Here is a 19,368-nt window from a genome sequence, read left to right on the forward strand (position 1 = left end):
TTATCGCCCACTCGCTCCTCTTTTTTGTTTTTTGGGTGGCGCCCCTCGCTTGCATCCACCCGGGTCCTGCCCGCTGTGGTATGTTGGGGGGGGTCGCGGGACTACCCCGCGACCCGCCCGTTCAGCATCACCCGCCGCGGCGTCGCCAACACCCGTACTTCGACCCGCGGATCCGCCTCGTACACCACCAGGTCCCCCACCGCCCCCTCCTCCAACCCGGGCCGCCCCAGCCACTTCCGGGCGCCCCATGTCGTCGCCGACAGCGCCTCCACCGTTGGGATCCCGGCCGTCACCAGTTCCGCCACCTCCGCTGCCACCAGCCCGTGCGGCAACGAACCCCCCGCGTCCGTGCCCACATACACCGGGATCCCGGCGTCGTATGCGTTGCGGACCGTGTCGTACCTGCGTTCGTGCAACCGCCTCATGTGGGCCGACCAGCGTGGGTACTTCGACGCTCCGCCCTCAGCAAGCTGAGGAAACGTCGCGATGTTGACCAGCGTCGGGACGATCGCCACGCCCCGCGACGCGAACAGCGGGATCAGGTCCTCCGTCAGGCCCGTCGCGTGTTCGATGCAGTCGATGCCCGACTCCACCAGATCGCGGAGTGAGGACTCCGCGAAGCAGTGGGCCGTCACCCGGGCGCCCAGGCGGTGGGCCTCCCTGATCGCCGCCTCGATCGCGTCCCTCGGCCAGCAGGGCGACAGGTCGCCCACCTCGCGGTCGATCCAGTCGCCGACCAGCTTCACCCAGCCGTCGCCGCGCCGGGCCTCCTGCGCGACGTACGCCACGAGGTCATCCGGCTCGATCTCGTGCGCGTAGCCCCGGATGTAGCGGCGCGTGCGCGCGATGTGCCGGCCCGCGCGGATGATCTTCGGGAGGTCCTCGCGGTCGTCTGTCCAGCGGGTGTCGGAGGGCGAGCCCGCGTCGCGGATGAGGAGCGTGCCCGCCTCTCGGTCGGTCAGCGCCTGCTTCTCCGCGACGTTCGCCTCGACCGGACCGTGCGGGCCGAGGCCCACGTGACAGTGAGCGTCGACCAGGCCGGGCAGCGCCCAGCCCTTCACCGTACGGATGTCACGGGCGCCGACGGGACGGTCGTAGGAGATCCGGCCGTCGACCACCCACAGCTCGTCCCGGACGTCCTCGGGTCCGACCAGGACCCGTCCCTTCACGTGAAGCACCGCACGATCGCTCATGTACCGCACCTTAGTCAGGCGTGCCGCCCACCTGATCGGACGCCTCCTCCACGTCCGCCATCGCCGGGTCGAGCAACCTCGACAGGAAGTGGCGGGTGCGTTCGTGACGGGGTTTGCCGATGACCTGCTCGGGGATCCCGTCCTCGACGATCACGCCGCCGTCCATGAAGACGACCCGGTCGGCGACCTCGCGGGCGAAGGTCATCTCGTGGGTCACCACCATCATGGTCATGCCCTCGTTCGCCAGCATGCGCATGACCGCAAGGACGTCGCCCACGAGCTCCGGGTCGAGCGCCGACGTCGGCTCGTCGAACAGCATCACCTCGGGGCCCATCGACAGCGAACGGGCGATCGCGACGCGCTGTTGCTGGCCGCCGGAGAGGGAGGCGGGGTAGGCGTCCGCCTTGTCCGACAGGCCCACCCGCTCCAGGTTCTCGGCGGCCACCTCGGCGGCTTGCGCCTTGTCGCGCCTGAGCACCCTGCGCTGCGGCAGCGTCAGGTTCTCGGTCACCGTGAGGTGCGGGAAGAGGTTGAACTGCTGGAAGACCATGCCGATACGGCGGCGTACGGCGTCGATGTCGACGTCGGGGTCCGTGAGTTCGATGCCGCCGACGAAGACCTGGCCCTTCGTCGGCTCCTCGAGGAGGTTCACGCAGCGCAGCAACGTCGACTTGCCCGAGCCGGACGGGCCGATCACGCACACGACCTCGCCCTGGCCGATCTCCAGGTCGATGCCGCGCAGCACCTCGTTGTCACCGAACGACTTGTGCAGGCCCTGGACTTGGATCTCCGGCCGCCCGCCGAGAGTCTTCTCGCTCATTTCACGGCCTCCTGGGCCTTGGCCTCCATACGCCGTACGACGAAGCCGAGCGGGATCGTCACCAGCAGATAGCACAGGCCGGCGACGAGGATCGGCGTGGAGTTGGCGGTCGTACTGGCCAGGTCGCGGCCGTACTTGGACAGTTCACGCTCCTCCAGGGTGACGCCGAGGAACAGCACCAGCGAGGAGTCCTTGAAGAGCAGGACCAGTTCGTTGGTGAGCGGCGGGAGGATGATGCGGAACGCCTGCGGGATGATGATCGAGATCATGGCGCGGGCGGGAGAGAAGCCCAGGGAACGGGCTGCCTCCATCTGCCCCTTGGGGACGGCCTGGATGCCCGCGCGGATCGTCTCGGCCATGTACGCCGCCGCCACCAGACCGAGCGCGAGCGCGACCTTGCCGTACGTGCCGCCGATGATCTCCGTGCCGGGGAAGGCGAGCGGGACGGCGACGCCGATGAAGATGAAGATCAGCAGGGCGGGCAGGCCGCGGAAGATCTCGATGTACACGCCGGCGAACCAGCGGTACGGCCCCACCGACGACAGTCGCATCAGCGCGATCACCATGCCGAGCAGGAGTCCGACGACGAAGCCGGACACGGTGTACAGCACGGTGTTCTTCAACGCCAGTGTGATGACGTCCGGGAACATCTGATCGGCGATGTCCGCCTGCGCGAACTGGTTCTGCAGCCGGTCCCAGTCCGCCGAGACCGCGAAGGCGATCACGGCGGCGAGGAAGACGGCGTACTGGATGCCGCGCGACAGACGGCGCTTCTGACGCCGTGTCAAGCCCTTCCTGTGGGGCGCGGTTCCAAGCTTCGTATCACTCATGAGGCGGACGGGGACGCCGCGGACTCACCCTTTGCCGTAGAAGCGGCGTATGGGCCGATCCACTGCTCGTAGATCTTCTTGTACGTGCCGTCGGCCTTGGCGTCCGCGATCGCCTTGTTGACGGCGGCGAGGAGCTCGGTGTTGCCCTTCTTCACCGTGAAGCCGTACTGCTCACCGGTGTTGAGGTTGTCGACCACCTCGAAGGCATCGGCGTTGGCCTTGTCCTTCAGCCAGCCCTGGACGACCGGGTAGTCGATGATGACGGCCTTGACCTGGCCGGTGCGCAGACCGTTGAGAACGGCGTCGGAGGACTCGAAGGAGACCGGGTCGAAGCCCTGCTTCTTGGCGTAGTCCTCACCGGTGGTCTGCGCCTGGGCGCCGAGCTTCACGTTCTTGGACTTCACGGCGGCGAGGGAGCCGGCCCCGGCCTTCTTGTCGACCAGCACGGCCTGGGTGGCGTCGAAGTACGGGTCGGAGAAGTCGACGTTCTTCTTGCGCTCCTCGGTGATGGTCATGCCGGCCGCGGCGAGGTCGCACTGGCCGGAGTTGAGGGACCCGCCGGTCTTGAAGTTCTCGAAGGGCTGGTCGAGGATCTCCTGCTTCACGCCCAGGTCCTTGGCGACCAGGTCGATCAGCGAGACGTCGAAGCCCTGCACCTTGCCGTCGATCTCCGACTGGAAGGGCGGGTACGGCAGGTGCGTGCAGGTGGTGAGCTGCCCGCCCTTGACCAGCTCGACCCCGCCGGCGGCGGTCTTCGAGCCGCTGCCGCCGTCGTCGGTGGAGGTGCATGCGGCCACGAGCACCAGCCCGGCCGTCGCGGTGATGGCGGCCAGGACGCGGGTCCGGCGCCCGAGGAGCGTGTTCACGGCGGGCCTTCCTTGAGCCTTTGAGGTAACTGTAGGTTCCGATTATAAGGAGAGGTTTGAGTCTCTCAAACCAAACCGATGGCCGGGAGGCCGCCCGGCCTAAGAAGTCGCCAGTCCCCCAGGGGCGCGGAGACAGCCGATGGCCCTCGACGACCGCCGGTTACCCTCGACTCGTCTACCCCGTGAGTGAAGAGAGCACCCTCGTGACGCATCCGTTTCTGGATCTCGCCCCGTTGACCGCCGCGCACTTCGCGTCGATCGAGGACCGCGTGGCGCGGCTGCTGAGCACCGAGCAGGACGTCGTGATCATGCAGGGCGAGGCGCTGCTGCCGCTGGAGGGGGCGATCCGGGGGACGGCCGGTCCGGGCACGACCGCGCTGAACGTGATCACGGGTCCGTACGGGCAGACCTTCGGGGACTGGCTGCGGGACTGCGGCGCGACGGTGATCGATCTGGCGGTTCCCTTCCATGCGGCGGTCACGGCCGAGCAGATCCGGGAGGCCTTCGCCGAGCACCCGGAGATCGACTTCGTGTCGCTGGTGCACGCGGAGGCGGCGACCGGCAACACCAATCCGGTCGCGGAGATCGGCGAAGTGGTACGGGAGCAGGGCGCGTTGTTCTACCTGGACGCCGTCGCCTCCGTCGGGGCCGAGCCGGTGCTGCCGGACGCGTGGGGCGTGGACCTGTGCGTGATCGGGGCGCAGAAGGCGATGGGCGGGCCGGCGGGTGTCTCGGCGGTGTCGGTGAGCGAGCGGGCGTGGGCGCGGATGGCGGCGAATCCGGGGGCGCCGCGGCGGTCGTACCTCTCCTTGCTGGACTGGAAGGAGAGGTGGATCGACGGCGGCCGGAAGGTCCTGCCGCACGCGCCGGCGCAGCTGGAGATGCTGGCGCTGGAGGCGTGTGTGGAGCGGATCGAGGCGGATGGGCCGGCCGCGGTGACGGGGCGGCACGCGTCGGCGGCCGCGGCCACTCGGGCGGGGGCCGTGGCCTTGGGCGGGGGGCTGGAGCCGTATGTGTACGAGGCGGTGGACGCGGCGCCGGTCGCCACGACGCTGAGGGCGCCGTCGGGGGTGGTGGCGTCGGAGTTGGTGGCGCGGGCGTTGGAGTCCGATCCGGCGGTGCCGTTGGCGGCGGGTGGGGGTGCGTTGGCCAAGGAGATGATCCGGGTGAACCACTACGGGGTCGACGCGACGCGAGGGGCGGTGCGGGCGAGTCTTTCGGCGTTGGGGGGCGCGTTGCGCGAGAAGGGGCTGAGTGTGGATGTGGAGGGGGCGCTGCGGGCCGTGGAGGGTGCGTGGCGGTAGTCGCCGGCCGGGGTCCTGAAGCCGCCCCGCCGCCCGCCCCGTCCCATCACCAGGGGCTCCGCCCCAAAGGCGTTGGAGCGGCTGAGGATTGTCGTACCCCCGTGCCATGCTCCCTCTATGAGCACCGACACACCCCTCACCCTCCCCGACGGCCGCCCCATTCCCCTCCTCACCGGCGATGAGCGACCCATGCTCGAAAGCTGGCTTGCCTTTCATCGCGCCACCCTGGAGCTGAAGTGCGCCGAGTTGGATGACGCGCAGGTGCGGGCCGCGTCCGCCGAGCCGTCCTCGCTGACGTTGCTCGGACTGGTGCAGCACCTCACGGAGGTCGAGCGGAACTGGTTCCAGCGGGTGGCCGCGGGGCTGGACGTGCCGCCGGTGTACGGGAAGGGGAACGGGTACGTCCTCGAACCGGAGCGGGGGCTCGACGAGGCGCTGGCCGTGTGGCAGCGGGAGATCGCCCGGGGGGAGGCGCTGTGTGCCGGGCGGTCGCTGGACGACGTCGGGCGGATCGCCGACGGTCCGATGGCCGGTCTTGAGGTCAGTCTGCGCTGGGTGTACGTGCACATGATCGAGGAGTACGCGCGGCACAACGGGCACGCGGACATCTTGCGGGAGCGGATCGACGGAGTAACCGGAGCCTAATTCCGACGTAATTCTGGAATTCATTCGAGGGCAGCTTCCCGTATTCTTCTGCCCGCTTTCTCTCAACCTAAACCCGCAGATTCTGCGAACGCCGACCGGAGTAATTCGGGTGGGTCTCGTGGCGATTACATACCTGTGACGCGTTACACATTGTGATCGATTTGCCCCTTATTTACCGGACAAACCGACACAAGCGGGGTCACTTCCGCACGGCCATCCGCGCCCGCGCGATAACACAGACTCCGCCCGTGCGTAACCCCGACCGACGATGCAATTTTGAATTTCTCTCGGTAAATTCAATTCGCATGACTGCCGCACAAGCAGACCTGCAAGGCGATCTACAAGCCAGCTTGCGAATCGACCGCCCGACGGTGGCGGACGGAGCCGCGTTGTGGCGGATGGCCAGGGACTCGAAGGTCCTCGACCTGAACTCGTCGTACAGCTATCTGCTGTGGTGTCGCGACTTCGCCGCCACGTCTGCCGTCGCGCGCGCCGGGGACGGCGAGCCGGTCGGCTTCGTCACCGGGTACGTCCGGCCCGACCGCCCGGACACCCTGCTCGTCTGGCAGGTGGCCGTGGACGAGGCGTACCGCGGGCGCGGGCTCGCCGCCGCGCTGCTGGACGGGCTGGTCGCACGGACCGCCGCCGAGCGCGGACTGACCATCGTCGAGACCACGATCACGCCGGGAAACACCGCCTCCGAGCGGCTGTTCACCTCGTTCGCCGAGCGCCACGGCGCCGGCCTGGAACGCGAGGTGCTGTTCGAGACGGGCCTGTTCCCCGACGGCCCGCACGACCCCGAAGTCCTGTACCGCATCGGTCCCCTCTCCTTCACGACCTCTGCCTGACTCCGCCCACGGAACCCCCACGCAATGAGGAGCGATTCGTCGTGACCATCATCCAGCCCGACCTCAGCGTCTTCGAGACCCTCGAGTCCGAGGTGCGCAGCTACTGCCGCGGCTGGCCCACCGTCTTCGACCGCGCGCAGGGCAGCCGCATGTACGACGAGGACGGCCATGAGTACCTCGACTTCTTCGCCGGAGCGGGGTCGCTGAACTACGGGCACAACAACCCCGTCCTCAAACGGGCATTGATCGACTACCTGGAGCGGGACGGCGTCACGCACGGGCTCGACATGTCGACCACGGCCAAGCGCGCCTTCCTGGAGTCCTTCCAGAACCTGGTCCTCAGGCCGCGCGACCTGCCGTACAAGGTCATGTTCCCGGGGCCGACCGGCACCAACGCCGTGGAGTCCGCGCTGAAGCTGGCGCGGAAGGTGAAGGGGCGCGAGGCGATCGTGTCGTTCACCAACGCCTTCCACGGAATGTCGCTCGGCTCGCTCGCCGTGACCGGCAACGCCTTCAAACGGGCCGGCGCGGGCATCCCGCTCGTGCACGGGACCCCGATGCCGTTCGACAACTACTTCGACGGCAAGGTCCCGGACTTCCTGTGGTTCGAGCGGCTGCTCGAGGACCAGGGCTCCGGCCTCAACAAGCCCGCCGCCGTGATCGTGGAGACCGTGCAGGGCGAGGGCGGCATCAACGTCGCCCGCCCGGAGTGGATGCGTGCGCTCGCCGAGCTGTGCGAGCGCCAGGACATGCTGCTCATCGTCGACGACATCCAGATGGGCTGCGGCCGTACCGGCGCCTTCTTCTCCTTCGAGGAGTCCGGGATCACGCCGGACATCGTCACCGTCTCCAAGTCCATCAGCGGCTACGGCCTGCCCATGTCGCTGTGCCTGTTCAAGCCGGAGCTGGACATCTGGGAGCCGGGCGAGCACAACGGCACCTTCCGCGGCAACAACCCCGCCTTCGTCACGGCCACCGCCGCCCTGGAGGCGTACTGGGCGGACGGGTCCGCGATGGAGAAGCAGACCCAGGCACGGGGCGAGCAGGTCGAGCAGGCCCTGATCTCCATCACCGAGGAGAACCTCGCCGATGTGAAGGAGTACCGGGGGCGCGGGCTCGTGTGGGGCATGGAGTTCCACGACAAGGAGCGCGCGGGACGCATCGCGCAGCGCGCCTTCGAACTCGGGCTGCTCATCGAGACGTCGGGCCCGGAGAGCGAGGTAGTCAAGCTGCTCCCGGCGCTCACCATCACACCTGAGGAACTGGACGAGGGACTCAGCGTCCTCGCCCGTTCCGTACGGGAAACCATCTAAGTAGGAGGCATCGCAACACCGTGATCGTCCGTTCGTTCAAGGACATCGAAGGCACCGACCGGCATGTGAAATCCGCGTCCGGCACCTGGGAGAGCAAACGCATCGTCCTCGCGAAGGAGAAGGTGGGCTTCTCCCTCCACGAGACCATCCTGTACGCGGGTACGGAGACGTCGATGTGGTACGCGAACCACGTCGAGGCCGTCGTGTGCGTCGAGGGCGAGGCCGAGCTCACCGACGACGAGACCGGGCAGAAGTACACCATCACGCCCGGGACCATGTACCTGCTCGACGGGCACGAGCGGCACACGATGCGGATCAAGGAGGACTTTCGCTGCCTCTGCGTCTTCAACCCGCCCGTGACCGGACGGGAGGACCACGACGAGAACGGCGTCTACCCGCTGCTCACCGAACCCGAGGAGGTGTGACATCCCCATGACGACCACCACGCCCACCACCGTCACGGATCTCTACCCCAGCCGCGGCGCCACCGAGGTGGCGACCCCGCGCCAGGACCCGGTCGTCTGGTCCGCGCCCGGCACGCCCGGGCCTATCTCCGACACCGATCTCCAGGGGTTCGAGCGGGACGGCTTCCTGGCCGTCGACCAGCTCATCCGCGACGACGAAGTAGCCGTGTACCACCGGGAGCTGGAGCGGCTCGTCACGGATCCCGCGATCCGGGCCGACGAGCGGTCGATCGTCGAGCCGAAGTCCAAGGAGATCCGCTCCGTCTTCGAAGTGCACAAGATCAGCGAGGTGTTCGCGAATCTCGTGCGCGACGAGCGGGTCGTCGGCCGGGCGCGGCAGATCCTCGGCTCGGACGTGTACGTCCACCAGTCGCGGATCAACGTCAAGCCGGGCTTCGGGGCGAGCGGCTTCTACTGGCACTCCGACTTCGAGACCTGGCACGCCGAGGACGGTCTGCCGAACATGCGGACGGTGTCGGTCTCGATCGCGCTCACCGAGAACTACGACACCAACGGCGGGCTCATGATCATGCCGGGGTCGCATCGGACCTTCCTCGGGTGTGCGGGGGCCACGCCGAAGGACAACTACAAGAAGTCCCTGCAGATGCAGGACGCGGGCACGCCGTCCGACGAGGCGCTGACCGCCATGGCCTCCGAGTACGGCATCAAGCTGTTCACGGGCAAGGCCGGTTCGGCGACCTGGTTCGACTGCAACTGCATGCACGGCTCGGGCGACAACATCACGCCCTTCCCGCGCTCCAACGTGTTCATCGTGTTCAACAGCGTGGAGAACAAGGCGGTCGAGCCGTTCGCGGCGCCGGTACGGCGGCCGGAGTTCATCGGGGCTCGGGACTTCACGCCGGTGAAGTGAGCCTTCCGACGAGGTGAGCCTGCGGGAGCGGGCGGTGTCACAGCCACGCCAGTGACGCCGCCCGCTCCAGTACGTTCCGTACGGCTCCCTCGTTCCCGTTGGCACCCCGCGGCACCTCGTCGGGCGCGTACCGTCCGCCGATGAGGAGGCAGAAGTCGACCGGATCCAGGGCGAGTTCGGCGGTGACGGGTTCGTCCTCGGAGCCCAGCACCCATTCCTCGCCGCCGGTGACCGCGAACAGCACCGGCGGCGCGGTGGGTCCGAGGGCCAGGCCGAGGACGCGGACGGCGAGGCGGACCAGTTGCCACAGGTGTGCCTCGGGCGGCGGCGGGACGGACAGGCCGAGGGCGCGGCCGATGTCGTCGGTGTGGATCCACACCTCGAAGGCGCGTACCAGGAAGTGGTCGGCGACCGGCAGCCGCATTCCCATCAACGTCATGGCGGGGGCGGCGGGTTCGAGGTCGCGGGCCTCGGGCGTGGCGAGCAGCGCCTCCGCCTGCGCGGCCCAGTCGGCGACGGTCTCCTCGGGCGTACGGCGGTACTGGTGGGCGATGACATCGGCGGTACGCCGGTTCCAGGCGTCCTCCCAGGACATCCCCTCACCCGCCGGTGTGGCCGGCACCCGCGCCTCGATGCCGAGCAGACCGGCGAGCGGCTCGTCGGCGGCGAGCAGGTGGGCGACGGTCGCGTGTACGTCCCAGTCGTGCACGACCGGCGTACCCCAGCGGCCTTCCGCCTCGGGCAACAGCGCGTGCAGTCCGGCGACGGCACAGGCGTAGGGGGCGGCGTGCGGGGCCACGCGGGGGGCGGGGCGGCGGGTGCGCAGGGCACGGGAGAGCACGCCGTCGGTGAGCGGTGGTGCGGGGGCGCTGTGCCGCGGCGGCTCGGCCGGCGGCCCGTCCAGCAGTCGTACCGTCTCCCGCAGTCGTTCCGCCTCCGCCGCGCAGCTCTCGCACTCGGCCAGGTGCGGCGGAACCGCCTTCTCGTCGGCCGGTTCCAGGGCGCCGAAGGCCCACGCGGCCAGCAGGTCCCGTACTCCGTCGTGATCCGCGGTCACCGTACGCCTCCTTCCGTGGCTTGCCCGGCTTCCCTGCTCGTCATCATGCGCCCTTTTCCCACGCCGGATCGGGTGGGTCGGGCGCATCCGCCAAGGACGCGGCCAAGGTGCGTAACGCCCTGCGCATGCGGGTCTTGGCGGTGCCCTCGGGGATGCCGAGTTCGATGGCGGCCTGCCGGTAGGTGCGGCCGGCGAAGTAGGCCAGGTGCACCACCTCCCTTTCGGGCTGCGGGAGTTCGGCGAGTGCGGAGTGCAGCAGCAGGGAGCGTTCCCGGTCCACGACCGTCTCGTCGGGGCCGGGGCCCGCGTCGGCGATCGCATGCAGCGCCGAGTCGTCGGCCCGGACGTCCTTGCGGTGCCGGGCCTCGCTGCGCACCCAGTCGACGGCCCGCCGGTGTGCGAGCACGGACAGCCAGGTGCGCAGGCTGCCGCGGCCCGCGTCGAAGGCGTACGGTCTGCTCCACAGGTGGGCGAAGACCTCCTGTGCCACGTCCTCGGCGGCGGCCGGACTGCGGGTGACCCGCACGGCCACCCGTCGCACCAGCTCGCCGTATGCCGTGTACACCTCGGCCAGCGCGGACTCGTCGCCGTACACCAGCCGCCGCCGCAACTCCGCGTCGGCGGCCGGTTCGACGGACGTCTTGCCCGTGGACTCCAACGGCACCACCACCCCTGGTGCCCTTCCTAGCGTCCCGGACGGGACCGCGCCAGTGGTTCACGAAGACAGGACGTCCAGCAGGCGGTCGACGTCCGCGATCGTGTTGTAGAGGTGGAAGGCGGCCCGCAGGTTGCCCGCGCGGTCGGAGACTTCGACGCCGGCGCTGCTCAGGCCGGACTGCCGGTGGCCCAGGCCGGGGACGGAGACGATCGGCGAGCCGGGCGCCGGGACCGGCTCGTGTCCGAGATCGTGCAGGCCGTCGCGGAAGCGGTCGGCGAGGGCGAGGTCGTGGGTGCGTACGGCGTCCACGCCCAACTCCTCCAGCAGGGCGAGGGAGCGGCGGGCGCCGGCGTAGGAGAAGAGGGCGGGGCTCTCGTCGAACCGGCGGGCGGAGTGGGCGAGTTCCTCGACCGGACCGTAACAGGCGTCCCAGGGGCGCTCCCCCGCCACCCAGCCGGCGAACAGCGACGGGAGTCCGCCGAGGTCCTCCGGGACGACCAGGAAGGTCACCCCGCGCGGGCACACCAGCCACTTGAACGCGACGGAGGCGACGTAGTCGTAGGCGTCGGCGGTGAAGTCCATCCATCCGGCGGCCTGGGACGCGTCGACGTACGTACGCGCCCCGTGCTCGCGCGCCGCCGCCCCGATGGCGGACAGGTCGGCGACCCGGCCGTCCGCCGACTGGGCGGCGCTGACCGCGACCAGCGCCGTACCGGGCCGCACCGCCTCGGCGACACGCTCCAGCGGCACGCTGCGGACCTTGAGGTCACCGCGGACGTGGAAGGGGTTCACCAGGGAGCTGAAGTCGCCCTCGGCGGTGAGGACTTCGGCACCGGCGGGCAGGGATGCGGCGACCAGCCCGCTGTAGACCGCGACCGAGGCACCGGCGGCCACCCGGCCGACGGGAACCCCGGCCAGTCGGGCGAAGGAGGCCCGGCTCGCCTCGACGTCCGCGAACATGTCCGTCGGCTGCCCGGCCGCGGCCGCTTCCACGGCCGTATGCATGGCCGCGACGGTACGGGCGGGCAGCAGCCCGGTGCTCGCGGTGTTCAGATAGGTGTTCTTCGGGGCGAACTCGGCACGGACGAGGCTCTCGAAGGTCTCCATAGGAACCACTGTGAGCCCCTGGGATCCCCTCGTCCATTGCGAATCTTTACGTGGTTTCGCTAAGGAACGCTTATACGTCGGCCCCGACCTGCACCGTTTCCCAGCTTCCCAGGTTCCCGGCTTCTCAGCGCTGCGGCACCGCACAGCCGTCGGGACCACACGCGTCCGCACCACCGTCGTCGATGAGCTTCAGCGGCGACCGCTCGCCCCAGGCCTGCGTCAGCGCCTGCGCGAAGGCCTCGGCGGGCTGGGCGCCGGAGACGCCGTACTTGCGGTCGAGGACGAAGAAGGGAACGCCGTTCGCGCCGAGCTCGGCGGCCTCACGCTCGTCGGCGCGGACCTCGTCGGCGTACGCGGTCGGGTCGGCGAGCACCTCGCGGGCGGCGTCGGCGTCGAGACCGGCCTCGACGGCCAGCTCCACCAGCCGCTCGTCGCCCTCCGAGAAGACGGACCGCTCCTCGGCGAAGTTGGCCCGGTAGAGGATCTGGATCAGCTCGTCCTGCTTCCCCTGCTCCTTGGCGAGGTGGAGCAGCCGGTGCATGTCGAAGGTGCTGCCGTTGTCGCGGCCCCGGGTGCGGTACTCCAGGCCCTCGGCGGCGGCCTGCGCGCCCAGGTTCTCCTCGCCCGCCTGGGCCTGCGCCTCGCTCATGCCGTACTTCTTGGTGAGCATCGTGATCACGGGCTGGATGTCGCCCTTGGCAAGGCTCGGGTCCAGCTCGAAGGAACGGTGCACCACCTCGACCTGGTCGCGGTGCGGGAACGCCTCCAGCGCCTTGTCGAAGCGGGCCTTTCCTACGTAGCACCAGGGACAGGCGATGTCGGTCCAGATCTCGACGCGCATGTGTCGGCTCACTCCAAGTCGTACGGGTTCGGAGACTCCCTCCGATTAGTTGGTGAACGTTCAAGCAGCGGGGTTCATTCCCCGGCTCGTTCCCCGGATCACTCTCCGGCGACCGCGTGGCGCAGGAAGAGGTGGTGATCCCCGTGGGCGGGCGGGTGACAGGCCGCGTGCAGGGCCGTACCGACGCCGGAGCGCCAGCGGTCGGGATCGACATGGAACTGGAACAGCTTGACCATCTCCGCGGGGGCGCCCTCGGGGGTACGGAAGGAGGCGAGGCCGACGATCCTCCCCTGTTCGACGGCGCACAGCACACGCCCGTCGGGCCGCGCGAGAGCGGTCCGCCAGGCGGCGAGCCAGTCGGTGCCGTCGTCCGGGACACCGTCCGGGTAGTACGTCGCCCGGGCCCGCGCGTGCAGCGCGGTCACGGCCTCGGCCTCGGCGGGCAGGACGGTGCGGATCACCCGGCTTCCGGTCACGCGTTCGCTGATCACGCAGCGGAGGACGTGTCCGCGGCGGGCGCGGTTCCCAGGCGGCTGAACTGCGCCCGGTACGCGCTCGGCGTCAGCCCCGTGCGCCGGACCAGATGACCGCGCAGCGAGTCGGCCGTACCGAGGCCGCAGGCGCGGGCCACCTGGTCCATGGGCAGGGTGGTGGTCTCCAGCAGTTCCTTGGCGCGCTCGACACGCTGGTGGAGCAGCCACTGCAGGGGGCTCACCCCGCTCTCGGCGTGGAAGCGCCGGGTGAGCGTCCGTACGGACACTCCCGCCTGCCGGGCCAGGTCGGTGAGGGTGAGCGGCTTGTCGAGGTTGCGCATGGCCCAGCCGCGGGTGTCGGCGCAGGCGGTGCCGCGCTCGGGCGGCAGCGGGGTCTGGGTGAACTGGGTCTGGCCGCCGGGGCGGACGGGGGCGACGAGGGCGAAGCGGGCGACCTCGTTGGCGACGGCGGCGCCGTAGTCGCCGCGGATGATGTGCAGGCACAGGTCGATGCCCGCCGCGTATCCGGACGACGTCAAGTACGGCCCGTCCTGCACGTACAGCACGTCTCCCCGCAGGTCGACGTGCGGATACCGCCGGCGCAGCTCGTCGGCGTGGGCCCAGTACGTCGTGGCCCGGCGTCCCTGGAGCAGGCCCGCCTCGGCGAGCTGGAAGGCGCCGGTGCACAGGGACGCGATCCGCTTGCCGGCGGCGGCCGCCTCGCGGAGGGCGGTCACGATCCGCGATTCCGGCTCGAACGGCGCCCCGGTCCCCGCGACGAGCACCGTGTCCGCCTCCCGCACGGCGTCGAGCCCGTGCCGCACGTGCAGGTCGAGACCGCCGGTCGTGGGCACCGGTCCCGGCTCGGCCGCACAGATGACCACCTCGTAGCCCGGCCGCCCGTCCACCTCGACCTTGCAGAACAGCATCTCCGGGATGGCGAGGTTGAACATCGAGACGGGCGAGGGCGCGATGACGACGATGCGGTGCGGGGCGATCCCCTGGGGCATGGCCAGAACCTCCGGGTGCGTGGCATTCCGGCCACTACTGTACGACGGAGAAGATCCGCAGCATGGGAGCATGTCAACGAACGAGATGCTGAAGGGCCCTCAACTCACCTCTGCGGAGAGCGAGTTGGTCAGCGAGAGGCCGCCCTCCCCCGTCCTCACCCTCGCCGCCGCCCTCCTCGGCTTCGCGCTGATCTGCCTCGACGCGTCCGTGGTGAACGTGGCCCTGCCCGCGATCGGTTCCTCCTTCGGCGCCGGCATGTCCGGCCTGCAGTGGGTGGTGGACGCCTACACCCTCCCGTTCGCGGCACTGATGCTGTCCACGGGGGCCTTCGCGGACCGGGCGGGGGCGAGCCGGGCGTACGCGATCGGCACCACGATGTTCGCGCTCGCCTCCGCGGCCTGCGGGCTGGCGCCGAACCTGCCGACTCTGATCGGCGCGCGGGTGGTGCAGGGCGCGGCGGCGGCCGTCGTGCTCCCGGCATCGCTGGCGCTGGTGCGGCAGGCGTACACCGATCCGGCCCGGCGGGCCCGTGCGGTGGCCGCCTGGGCGGCGGGCGGTTCGGCGGCGGTGGCGCTGGGTCCGGTGGTGGGCGGCGCGCTGACCACGGCCTGGGACTGGCGCGGGATCTTCTTCGTCAATCTGCCGCTGGGCGCGGTGATCCTGGCGCTGCTCGTCCGGGCCCCGCGCTCACCGCGCCGCCCGGCACCGCTGGACCTGCCGGGCCAGGTGACGGCGGTGGTGGCCCTGACGGCCCTGACGTTCGCGGTGATCGAGGGCGGGACGCCGGGATGGGCGGCGCTGGCGGTGGCCGTCGTCGCGGCCGTCGTGTTCCTCCGGGTCGAGGCACGCGGGCTCCACCCGGTCGTCCCCCTCGACCTCTTCCGGAACCGGACCGTGGCCGTGGCGGTCGCGGCGGGAGCGGCGGTCAGCGTGGCCTTCTACAGCATGGTGTTCGTCTTCTCGCTCTTCTTCCAGCAGGTCCAGGGCCGTTCCGCGCTCTACGCGGGGCTCATGTTCCTGCCGATGACCGGGCTGATCGCGGTGACGAACGTGGTGGCGGGCAAGCTCGCGGGGCGCTACGGCGCGCGGTTGCCCATGGTGGTGGGGCAGGGCCTGGCCGTCGTAGGACTGCTCGTCCTGTTGTACGCCGATGCCGGCACGCCTCCCGTACTGCTGGCCCTGCTCCTCGTCCCCATGGCGCTGGGCTGCGCGCTGACGGTGCCGCCGCTGACCGCGGCGATGATGGACGCCGTGCCCGCCGAGCGGGCGGGCGTGGCGGCGGGCGTCCTCAACTCGGCGCGGCAGACGGCCGGAGCGCTGGGCATCGCCGTCTTCGGGGCGCTGGTCTCCGACGGTTTCGTGGCGGGGATGCGGCTGAGCCTGGTGATCAGCGCGGCCCTGCTCGCGCTGACGGGCCTCCTCAGCTTCCGTCTCGCAGGTCCTTCGGCCAACTCGGCCTGAACTCGAGGTGGTCGTACGTCACCACGCACCCCTCCCCCATCGGCGACTGCGCCATGAAGCCGACCAGGGCGGCGTCGCTCTCCTTCTCGTCCCCCAGCGTGAAGAGCCGGACGAAGGTCCACCGCCGGCCGTCACGGGAGGCGTGGAAGGCGAAGGCCCGCCCGGTGCGACTCACCCGCAGCCATACCGAACTCCCCTCCACGGTGAAGGAGTTGGCGTCGTCGGAGTGCCCCCGGGTGACCACCGTGCAGACGGTGGGCACATCCGGGGAGTACTCCAGACACAACTTGGCCCAGGCCCGCTCGCCCACATGGACGTAGAGAACCCCGGCGTCGAAGGCCCCGGCGAACCCGACGGTGACGCGGGCGATCAGCTGGAAGTCCCCTTCGGGGGCGCCCAGGAGACGCGGTGCGTCGGAGGCGGGGTCGAGGGCCTCACCGGTGGGCGGCACAAACCGATCCTGCCGGGGCCCGGCCCATCCGGTGAGGACTCCGCCCTCGTAGGACCAGTTGCCGTCGGGCCCGTAAGTGCGCAGGGGGAAAGGGAGTTCGGAAAGTTCCACGTCCATCAAGCAAGCATCTCCCGCCAGGTTCGGGTTACTTCAGGGGCGCGGGGAACTGCGCGACCAGCCACGACGGTCCCGCAGTCCGCAAACGACCGCGCCCCCTACGGCGTTACCGTTCCAAACGCCCGTTGAACCGGCGAGGAAGCGCCAGTGGATTCTCATCCCGAAGCTCCGCCGGCAGCAGCGCCTCCGGCGCATTCTGATACGCAACCGGCCGCAGCCACCGTTCAATCGCCGTCCCACCAACAGAGGTCGACGTCGACGTCGTAGCCGGGTAAGGCCCCCCGTGATGCTGGGCCGGAGCCACAGCAACACCCGTCGGCCACCCATTCACCAGCACACGCCCGGCAAGCGGCGTCAGCTCGGCGAGAAGCTCGGCGCCGCGCCCCTCACCCGCCGCCTCCTCCGCGGACAGCTGAACCGTCGCCGTGAGATTCCCCGGCAGCCGCGACAGCACGGCCCGCGCCTCGGCGTCGTCCTCGTAGCGGGCGACCACGGTCACCGGCCCGAAGCACTCCTCCAGCAGCAGGTCGTGCTCCCCTTCCCGCGCCAGCTTGCCGGCCGGCACGGTCAGGAAGCCCGCGCTCACCGTGTGCTCGCCGCCCGCCCCCGGCGTCACCGGCGACTCGACCTCCGGCAGCTCGACGCGCTCGGCGATCCCGGCGACGAAGTTGTCCCGCATGCGGTGGTCGAGCAGTACACCGGAGCCGGTGTTGCTGACGGCGTCCGTGAGCGACTTGACCAGACCGTCGCCCGCCGCGCCGGACGGCACCAGCACCAGGCCCGGCTTCACACAGAACTGCCCGACGCCCAGCGTCATCGAGCCGGCCAGACCGGCACCGATCGTCTCCGCCCGCTCGGCCGCCGCCGCCTCCGTGACGACGACGGGGTTCAGCGACCCCAGCTCGCCGTGGAACGGAATCGGCACCGGACGGGCCGCGGCCGCGTCGAAGAGGGCGCGTCCGCCCCGGATGGAGCCGGTGAAGCCCGCGGCGGAGACCAACGGGTGCCTGATCAGCTCGATGCCCGCCTCGAAGCCGTGGACGAGGCCCACGACGCCCTCGGGGACGCCGTGCTCACCGGCGGCCCGCCGCAGCACCGCGGCGACCAGTTCGGACAGGGCCGGGTGGTCGGGGTGGGCCTTGACCACGACCGGGCAGCCCGCTGCGAGCGCGCTCGCGGTGTCACCGCCGGCGACCGAGAAGGCGAAGGGGAAGTTCGAGGCCGAGTAGACGGCGACGACGCCCAGGGGCACCTTGTAGCGGCGCAGGTCCGGGATCGGCGGGGTCGCGGTGTCGTCGGGGTGGTTGATCACGACGTCGAGGAAGGCGCCCTCGTCGACGATGTCCGCGAAGGCCCGCAGCTGGTAGCAGGTGCGGGCGAGCTCGCCGGTCAGCCGGACCGGGCCGAGCGCGGTCTCGGCGTCGGCGGCCTCGACGAGCTGGTCCTTGGCCGCCTCCAGGCCGTCGGCGGCGCCGCGCAGGAAGGCCGAGCGGACCGCGCGGTCGGTGAGCGAGCCGCGCGCGTCGTGCGCGGCGCGGACGGCGGCGTCGACCTCCTGGGCTGTGGCTTCCACCGCAACCTGTTCACGCTGCTTCCCGGTTCGGGGGTCGACACTCCAGACTGGTGCTGCTGCCACCGCGGGTCCCTCCACATATGTGTTGCTGCTTGTATTGCTCAGTGTTCCAGGTCATCCACCAGGGTCGTTCGATATACTGAACGCTGTCTCTGATGATGAATATGCTGTTGGAGACTATTTCCCGTCGAACGAAGGGGTCAAGGGCGATGTCGGCAGCCGAGACAGGCGGCGGGGCGCAGGTCAAGTCCGCGGTACGGACGGTTGAACTGCTCGAATACTTCGCCGGACGCCCCGGTATGCACTCCCTCGCGGCGGTCCAGGAGGCCGTCGGGTACCCCAAGTCCAGCCTGTACATGCTGCTGCGCACGCTCGTGGAGCTGGGCTGGGTGGAGACGGACGCGACGGGCACGCGGTACGGCATCGGCGTACGGGCCCTGCTCGTCGGCACCTCGTACATCGACGGCGACGAGGTGGTCGCGGCGGCCCGGCCGACGCTGGACCGGCTGTCGGACGACACGACGGAGACGATCCACCTGGCCCGCCTGGACGGCACGAACGTCGTCTACCTGGCCACCCGCCAGTCGCAGCACTACCTGCGCCCCTTCACCCGGGTCGGCCGCCGCCTCCCGGCGCACTCCACCTCCCTCGGCAAGGCGCTGCTGAGCACCTACACGGACGAGCAGGTCCGCAAGATGCTGCCCGAGACGCTGCCCGCCCTGACCGAGAACACCATCACCGACCGGGAAAAGCTCATCGAGGAGCTGCACCAGGTGCGGGAGCAGGGCTTCGCGGTCGACCGCGAGGAGAACACGCTGGGGCTGCGCTGCTTCGGCGTGGCGATCCCCTACCGCACGCCGGCCCGCGACGCGATCAGCTGCTCGGTACCGGTGGCGCGGCTCACGCCCGCGCACGAACAGATGGTGAAGGACGCGTTGTTCGACGCCCGAGACCGCCTCACACTCGCCACCCGGAGGCTCTGAAGGATGGAAGTCGCGATCCGCGAGGTCCACGACAGCGACCTGCCGGTCTTCTTCCGGCAGATGAACGATCCGGAGGCCCTCCGCATGGCGGCCTTCACCGCGAAGGATCCCGCCGACTGGCACGCCTTCGACGCACTCTGGAAACGGATCCGTTCCTCGGACGCCGTCGCGCGGACCGTCCTGGCGGACGGTGATGTGGTGGGCAGCGCGGCGGTGTACGGGGAGCCGGGCGAGCGCGAGGTGACGTACTGGATCGACCGCGCGTACTGGGGCCGGGGCATCGCCACCGCCGCGCTGCGCGACCTGCTGGCCGAGGTGCCGGAACGCCCGCTGTACGCCCGTGCCGCCGCGGACAACGAGGGGTCGCTGCGCGTGCTGGAGAAGTGCGGCTTCCGGGCGAGCGTGCGGGCCCGGGGGTATGCCCAGGCCCGGGACGAGGAGATCGACGAGGTCGTGCTGACGCTGGAGGAGTGACGTCCGTC

General features: G+C 70.3%; 21 protein-coding genes. 9 read left to right on the plus strand and 12 right to left on the minus strand.

Translation table 11 applies throughout. The annotated features are described in order from the left end of the window. Positions 1 to 101: 101 nt before the first annotated feature. From ABT063_RS43015 to ABT063_RS43030, 4 genes are read right to left on the minus strand one after another with little or no spacing between them, the layout of a single operon-like run. Entirely contained in the window at positions 102 to 1,193 is a 1,092-nt protein-coding gene (locus ABT063_RS43015) for an amidohydrolase family protein (RefSeq protein ID WP_351066407.1), read from the minus strand. A gap of 10 nt (positions 1,194 to 1,203) precedes the next feature. Beyond that, positions 1,204 to 2,013, minus strand: a complete 810-nt coding sequence (locus ABT063_RS43020) for an amino acid ABC transporter ATP-binding protein (protein WP_351066408.1) — start codon at positions 2,011 to 2,013, stop codon at positions 1,204 to 1,206. Continuing rightward, the gene (locus ABT063_RS43025) at positions 2,010 to 2,843 is read right to left on the minus strand and encodes an amino acid ABC transporter permease (RefSeq protein ID WP_351066409.1); all 834 of its coding nucleotides are present in this window, start codon (positions 2,841 to 2,843) and stop codon (positions 2,010 to 2,012) included. Before ABT063_RS43025 ends, ABT063_RS43020 begins: the two co-directional genes overlap by 4 nt. Next, complete coding sequence (locus tag ABT063_RS43030; protein ID WP_351066410.1) at positions 2,840 to 3,709, minus strand: transporter substrate-binding domain-containing protein; 870 nt, start codon at positions 3,707 to 3,709, stop codon at positions 2,840 to 2,842. Before ABT063_RS43030 ends, ABT063_RS43025 begins: the two co-directional genes overlap by 4 nt. Before the next feature lie 203 nt (positions 3,710 to 3,912). Here ABT063_RS43030 and ABT063_RS43035 point away from each other — a divergent pair, with 203 nt between their 5' ends. From ABT063_RS43035 to thpD, 6 genes are all read left to right on the plus strand, one after another. Continuing rightward, positions 3,913 to 5,013 (plus strand): pyridoxal-phosphate-dependent aminotransferase family protein, encoded by a 1,101-nt coding sequence (locus ABT063_RS43035; protein WP_351066456.1) that lies wholly within the window; start codon positions 3,913 to 3,915, stop codon positions 5,011 to 5,013. A gap of 117 nt (positions 5,014 to 5,130) precedes the next feature. Next, positions 5,131 to 5,658, plus strand: coding sequence for a DinB family protein (locus ABT063_RS43040; RefSeq protein WP_351066411.1), 528 nt, complete (start codon positions 5,131 to 5,133; stop codon positions 5,656 to 5,658). A gap of 305 nt (positions 5,659 to 5,963) precedes the next feature. Beyond that, the gene (gene ectA, locus ABT063_RS43045; protein WP_351066412.1) at positions 5,964 to 6,506 is read left to right on the plus strand and encodes a diaminobutyrate acetyltransferase; all 543 of its coding nucleotides are present in this window, start codon (positions 5,964 to 5,966) and stop codon (positions 6,504 to 6,506) included. 41 nt (positions 6,507 to 6,547) lie between these two features. Then, complete coding sequence (ectB, locus tag ABT063_RS43050; RefSeq protein WP_351066413.1) at positions 6,548 to 7,819, plus strand: diaminobutyrate--2-oxoglutarate transaminase; 1,272 nt, start codon at positions 6,548 to 6,550, stop codon at positions 7,817 to 7,819. Positions 7,820 to 7,839: 20 nt separating this feature from the next. Continuing rightward, positions 7,840 to 8,244, plus strand: coding sequence for an ectoine synthase (locus ABT063_RS43055; protein WP_351066414.1), 405 nt, complete (start codon positions 7,840 to 7,842; stop codon positions 8,242 to 8,244). A 7-nt stretch (positions 8,245 to 8,251) separates the two neighbouring features. Beyond that, positions 8,252 to 9,154, plus strand: a complete 903-nt coding sequence (thpD, locus tag ABT063_RS43060; RefSeq protein ID WP_351066415.1) for an ectoine hydroxylase — start codon at positions 8,252 to 8,254, stop codon at positions 9,152 to 9,154. 37 nt (positions 9,155 to 9,191) lie between these two features. Here the strand turns inward: thpD and ABT063_RS43065 are convergent, their stop codons facing one another. The 6 genes from ABT063_RS43065 to ABT063_RS43090 all read right to left on the minus strand — a co-directional run bounded on the left by ABT063_RS43065 (position 9,192) and on the right by ABT063_RS43090 (position 14,300). Continuing rightward, positions 9,192 to 10,211 carry a maleylpyruvate isomerase family mycothiol-dependent enzyme gene (locus ABT063_RS43065; protein WP_351066416.1) on the minus strand — a complete coding sequence of 340 codons (1,020 nt, stop codon included), beginning with the start codon at positions 10,209 to 10,211 and terminating at the stop codon, positions 9,192 to 9,194. Between the two features lie 43 nt (positions 10,212 to 10,254). Then, complete coding sequence (locus tag ABT063_RS43070) at positions 10,255 to 10,881, minus strand: RNA polymerase sigma factor (protein WP_351066417.1); 627 nt, start codon at positions 10,879 to 10,881, stop codon at positions 10,255 to 10,257. Positions 10,882 to 10,926: 45 nt separating this feature from the next. Beyond that, on the minus strand, positions 10,927 to 11,976 hold the full coding sequence (locus ABT063_RS43075) for an aminotransferase class V-fold PLP-dependent enzyme (RefSeq protein ID WP_351066418.1): 1,050 nt from the start codon (positions 11,974 to 11,976) through the stop codon (positions 10,927 to 10,929). Positions 11,977 to 12,100: 124 nt separating this feature from the next. After that, entirely contained in the window at positions 12,101 to 12,817 is a 717-nt protein-coding gene (locus tag ABT063_RS43080) for a DsbA family oxidoreductase (RefSeq protein WP_351066419.1), read from the minus strand. Positions 12,818 to 12,915: 98 nt separating this feature from the next. Continuing rightward, complete coding sequence (locus tag ABT063_RS43085) at positions 12,916 to 13,308, minus strand: GNAT family N-acetyltransferase (protein WP_351066420.1); 393 nt, start codon at positions 13,306 to 13,308, stop codon at positions 12,916 to 12,918. Continuing rightward, positions 13,305 to 14,300 (minus strand): GlxA family transcriptional regulator, encoded by a 996-nt coding sequence (locus ABT063_RS43090; protein ID WP_351066421.1) that lies wholly within the window; start codon positions 14,298 to 14,300, stop codon positions 13,305 to 13,307. Before ABT063_RS43090 ends, ABT063_RS43085 begins: the two co-directional genes overlap by 4 nt. Before the next feature lie 70 nt (positions 14,301 to 14,370). On the opposite strand from ABT063_RS43090, the gene ABT063_RS43095 reads away from it, so the two are divergent. Continuing rightward, entirely contained in the window at positions 14,371 to 15,762 is a 1,392-nt protein-coding gene (locus ABT063_RS43095; RefSeq protein WP_351066422.1) for an MFS transporter, read from the plus strand. Here the strand turns inward: ABT063_RS43095 and ABT063_RS43100 are convergent. Beyond that, the gene (locus ABT063_RS43100) at positions 15,722 to 16,330 is read right to left on the minus strand and encodes a DUF1349 domain-containing protein (RefSeq protein ID WP_351066423.1); all 609 of its coding nucleotides are present in this window, start codon (positions 16,328 to 16,330) and stop codon (positions 15,722 to 15,724) included. The two genes, ABT063_RS43095 and ABT063_RS43100, sit on opposite strands and share 41 nt — an antisense overlap. Before the next feature lie 106 nt (positions 16,331 to 16,436). Next, positions 16,437 to 17,966 carry an aldehyde dehydrogenase (NADP(+)) gene (locus ABT063_RS43105; RefSeq protein ID WP_351066424.1) on the minus strand — a complete coding sequence of 510 codons (1,530 nt, stop codon included), beginning with the start codon at positions 17,964 to 17,966 and terminating at the stop codon, positions 16,437 to 16,439. A gap of 146 nt (positions 17,967 to 18,112) precedes the next feature. On the opposite strand from ABT063_RS43105, the gene ABT063_RS43110 reads away from it, so the two are divergent. Both ABT063_RS43110 and ABT063_RS43115 read left to right on the plus strand, forming a co-directional pair. Beyond that, positions 18,113 to 18,886 (plus strand): IclR family transcriptional regulator, encoded by a 774-nt coding sequence (locus ABT063_RS43110; protein WP_095751788.1) that lies wholly within the window; start codon positions 18,113 to 18,115, stop codon positions 18,884 to 18,886. Between the two features lie 3 nt (positions 18,887 to 18,889). Continuing rightward, positions 18,890 to 19,360, plus strand: coding sequence for a GNAT family N-acetyltransferase (locus ABT063_RS43115; RefSeq protein WP_351066425.1), 471 nt, complete (start codon positions 18,890 to 18,892; stop codon positions 19,358 to 19,360). The last annotated feature ends 8 nt before the right edge of the window (positions 19,361 to 19,368 follow it).

The organism is Streptomyces sp. NPDC002838, assembly GCF_040295365.1.
Classification (GTDB): Bacteria; Actinomycetota; Actinomycetes; order Streptomycetales; family Streptomycetaceae; genus Streptomyces.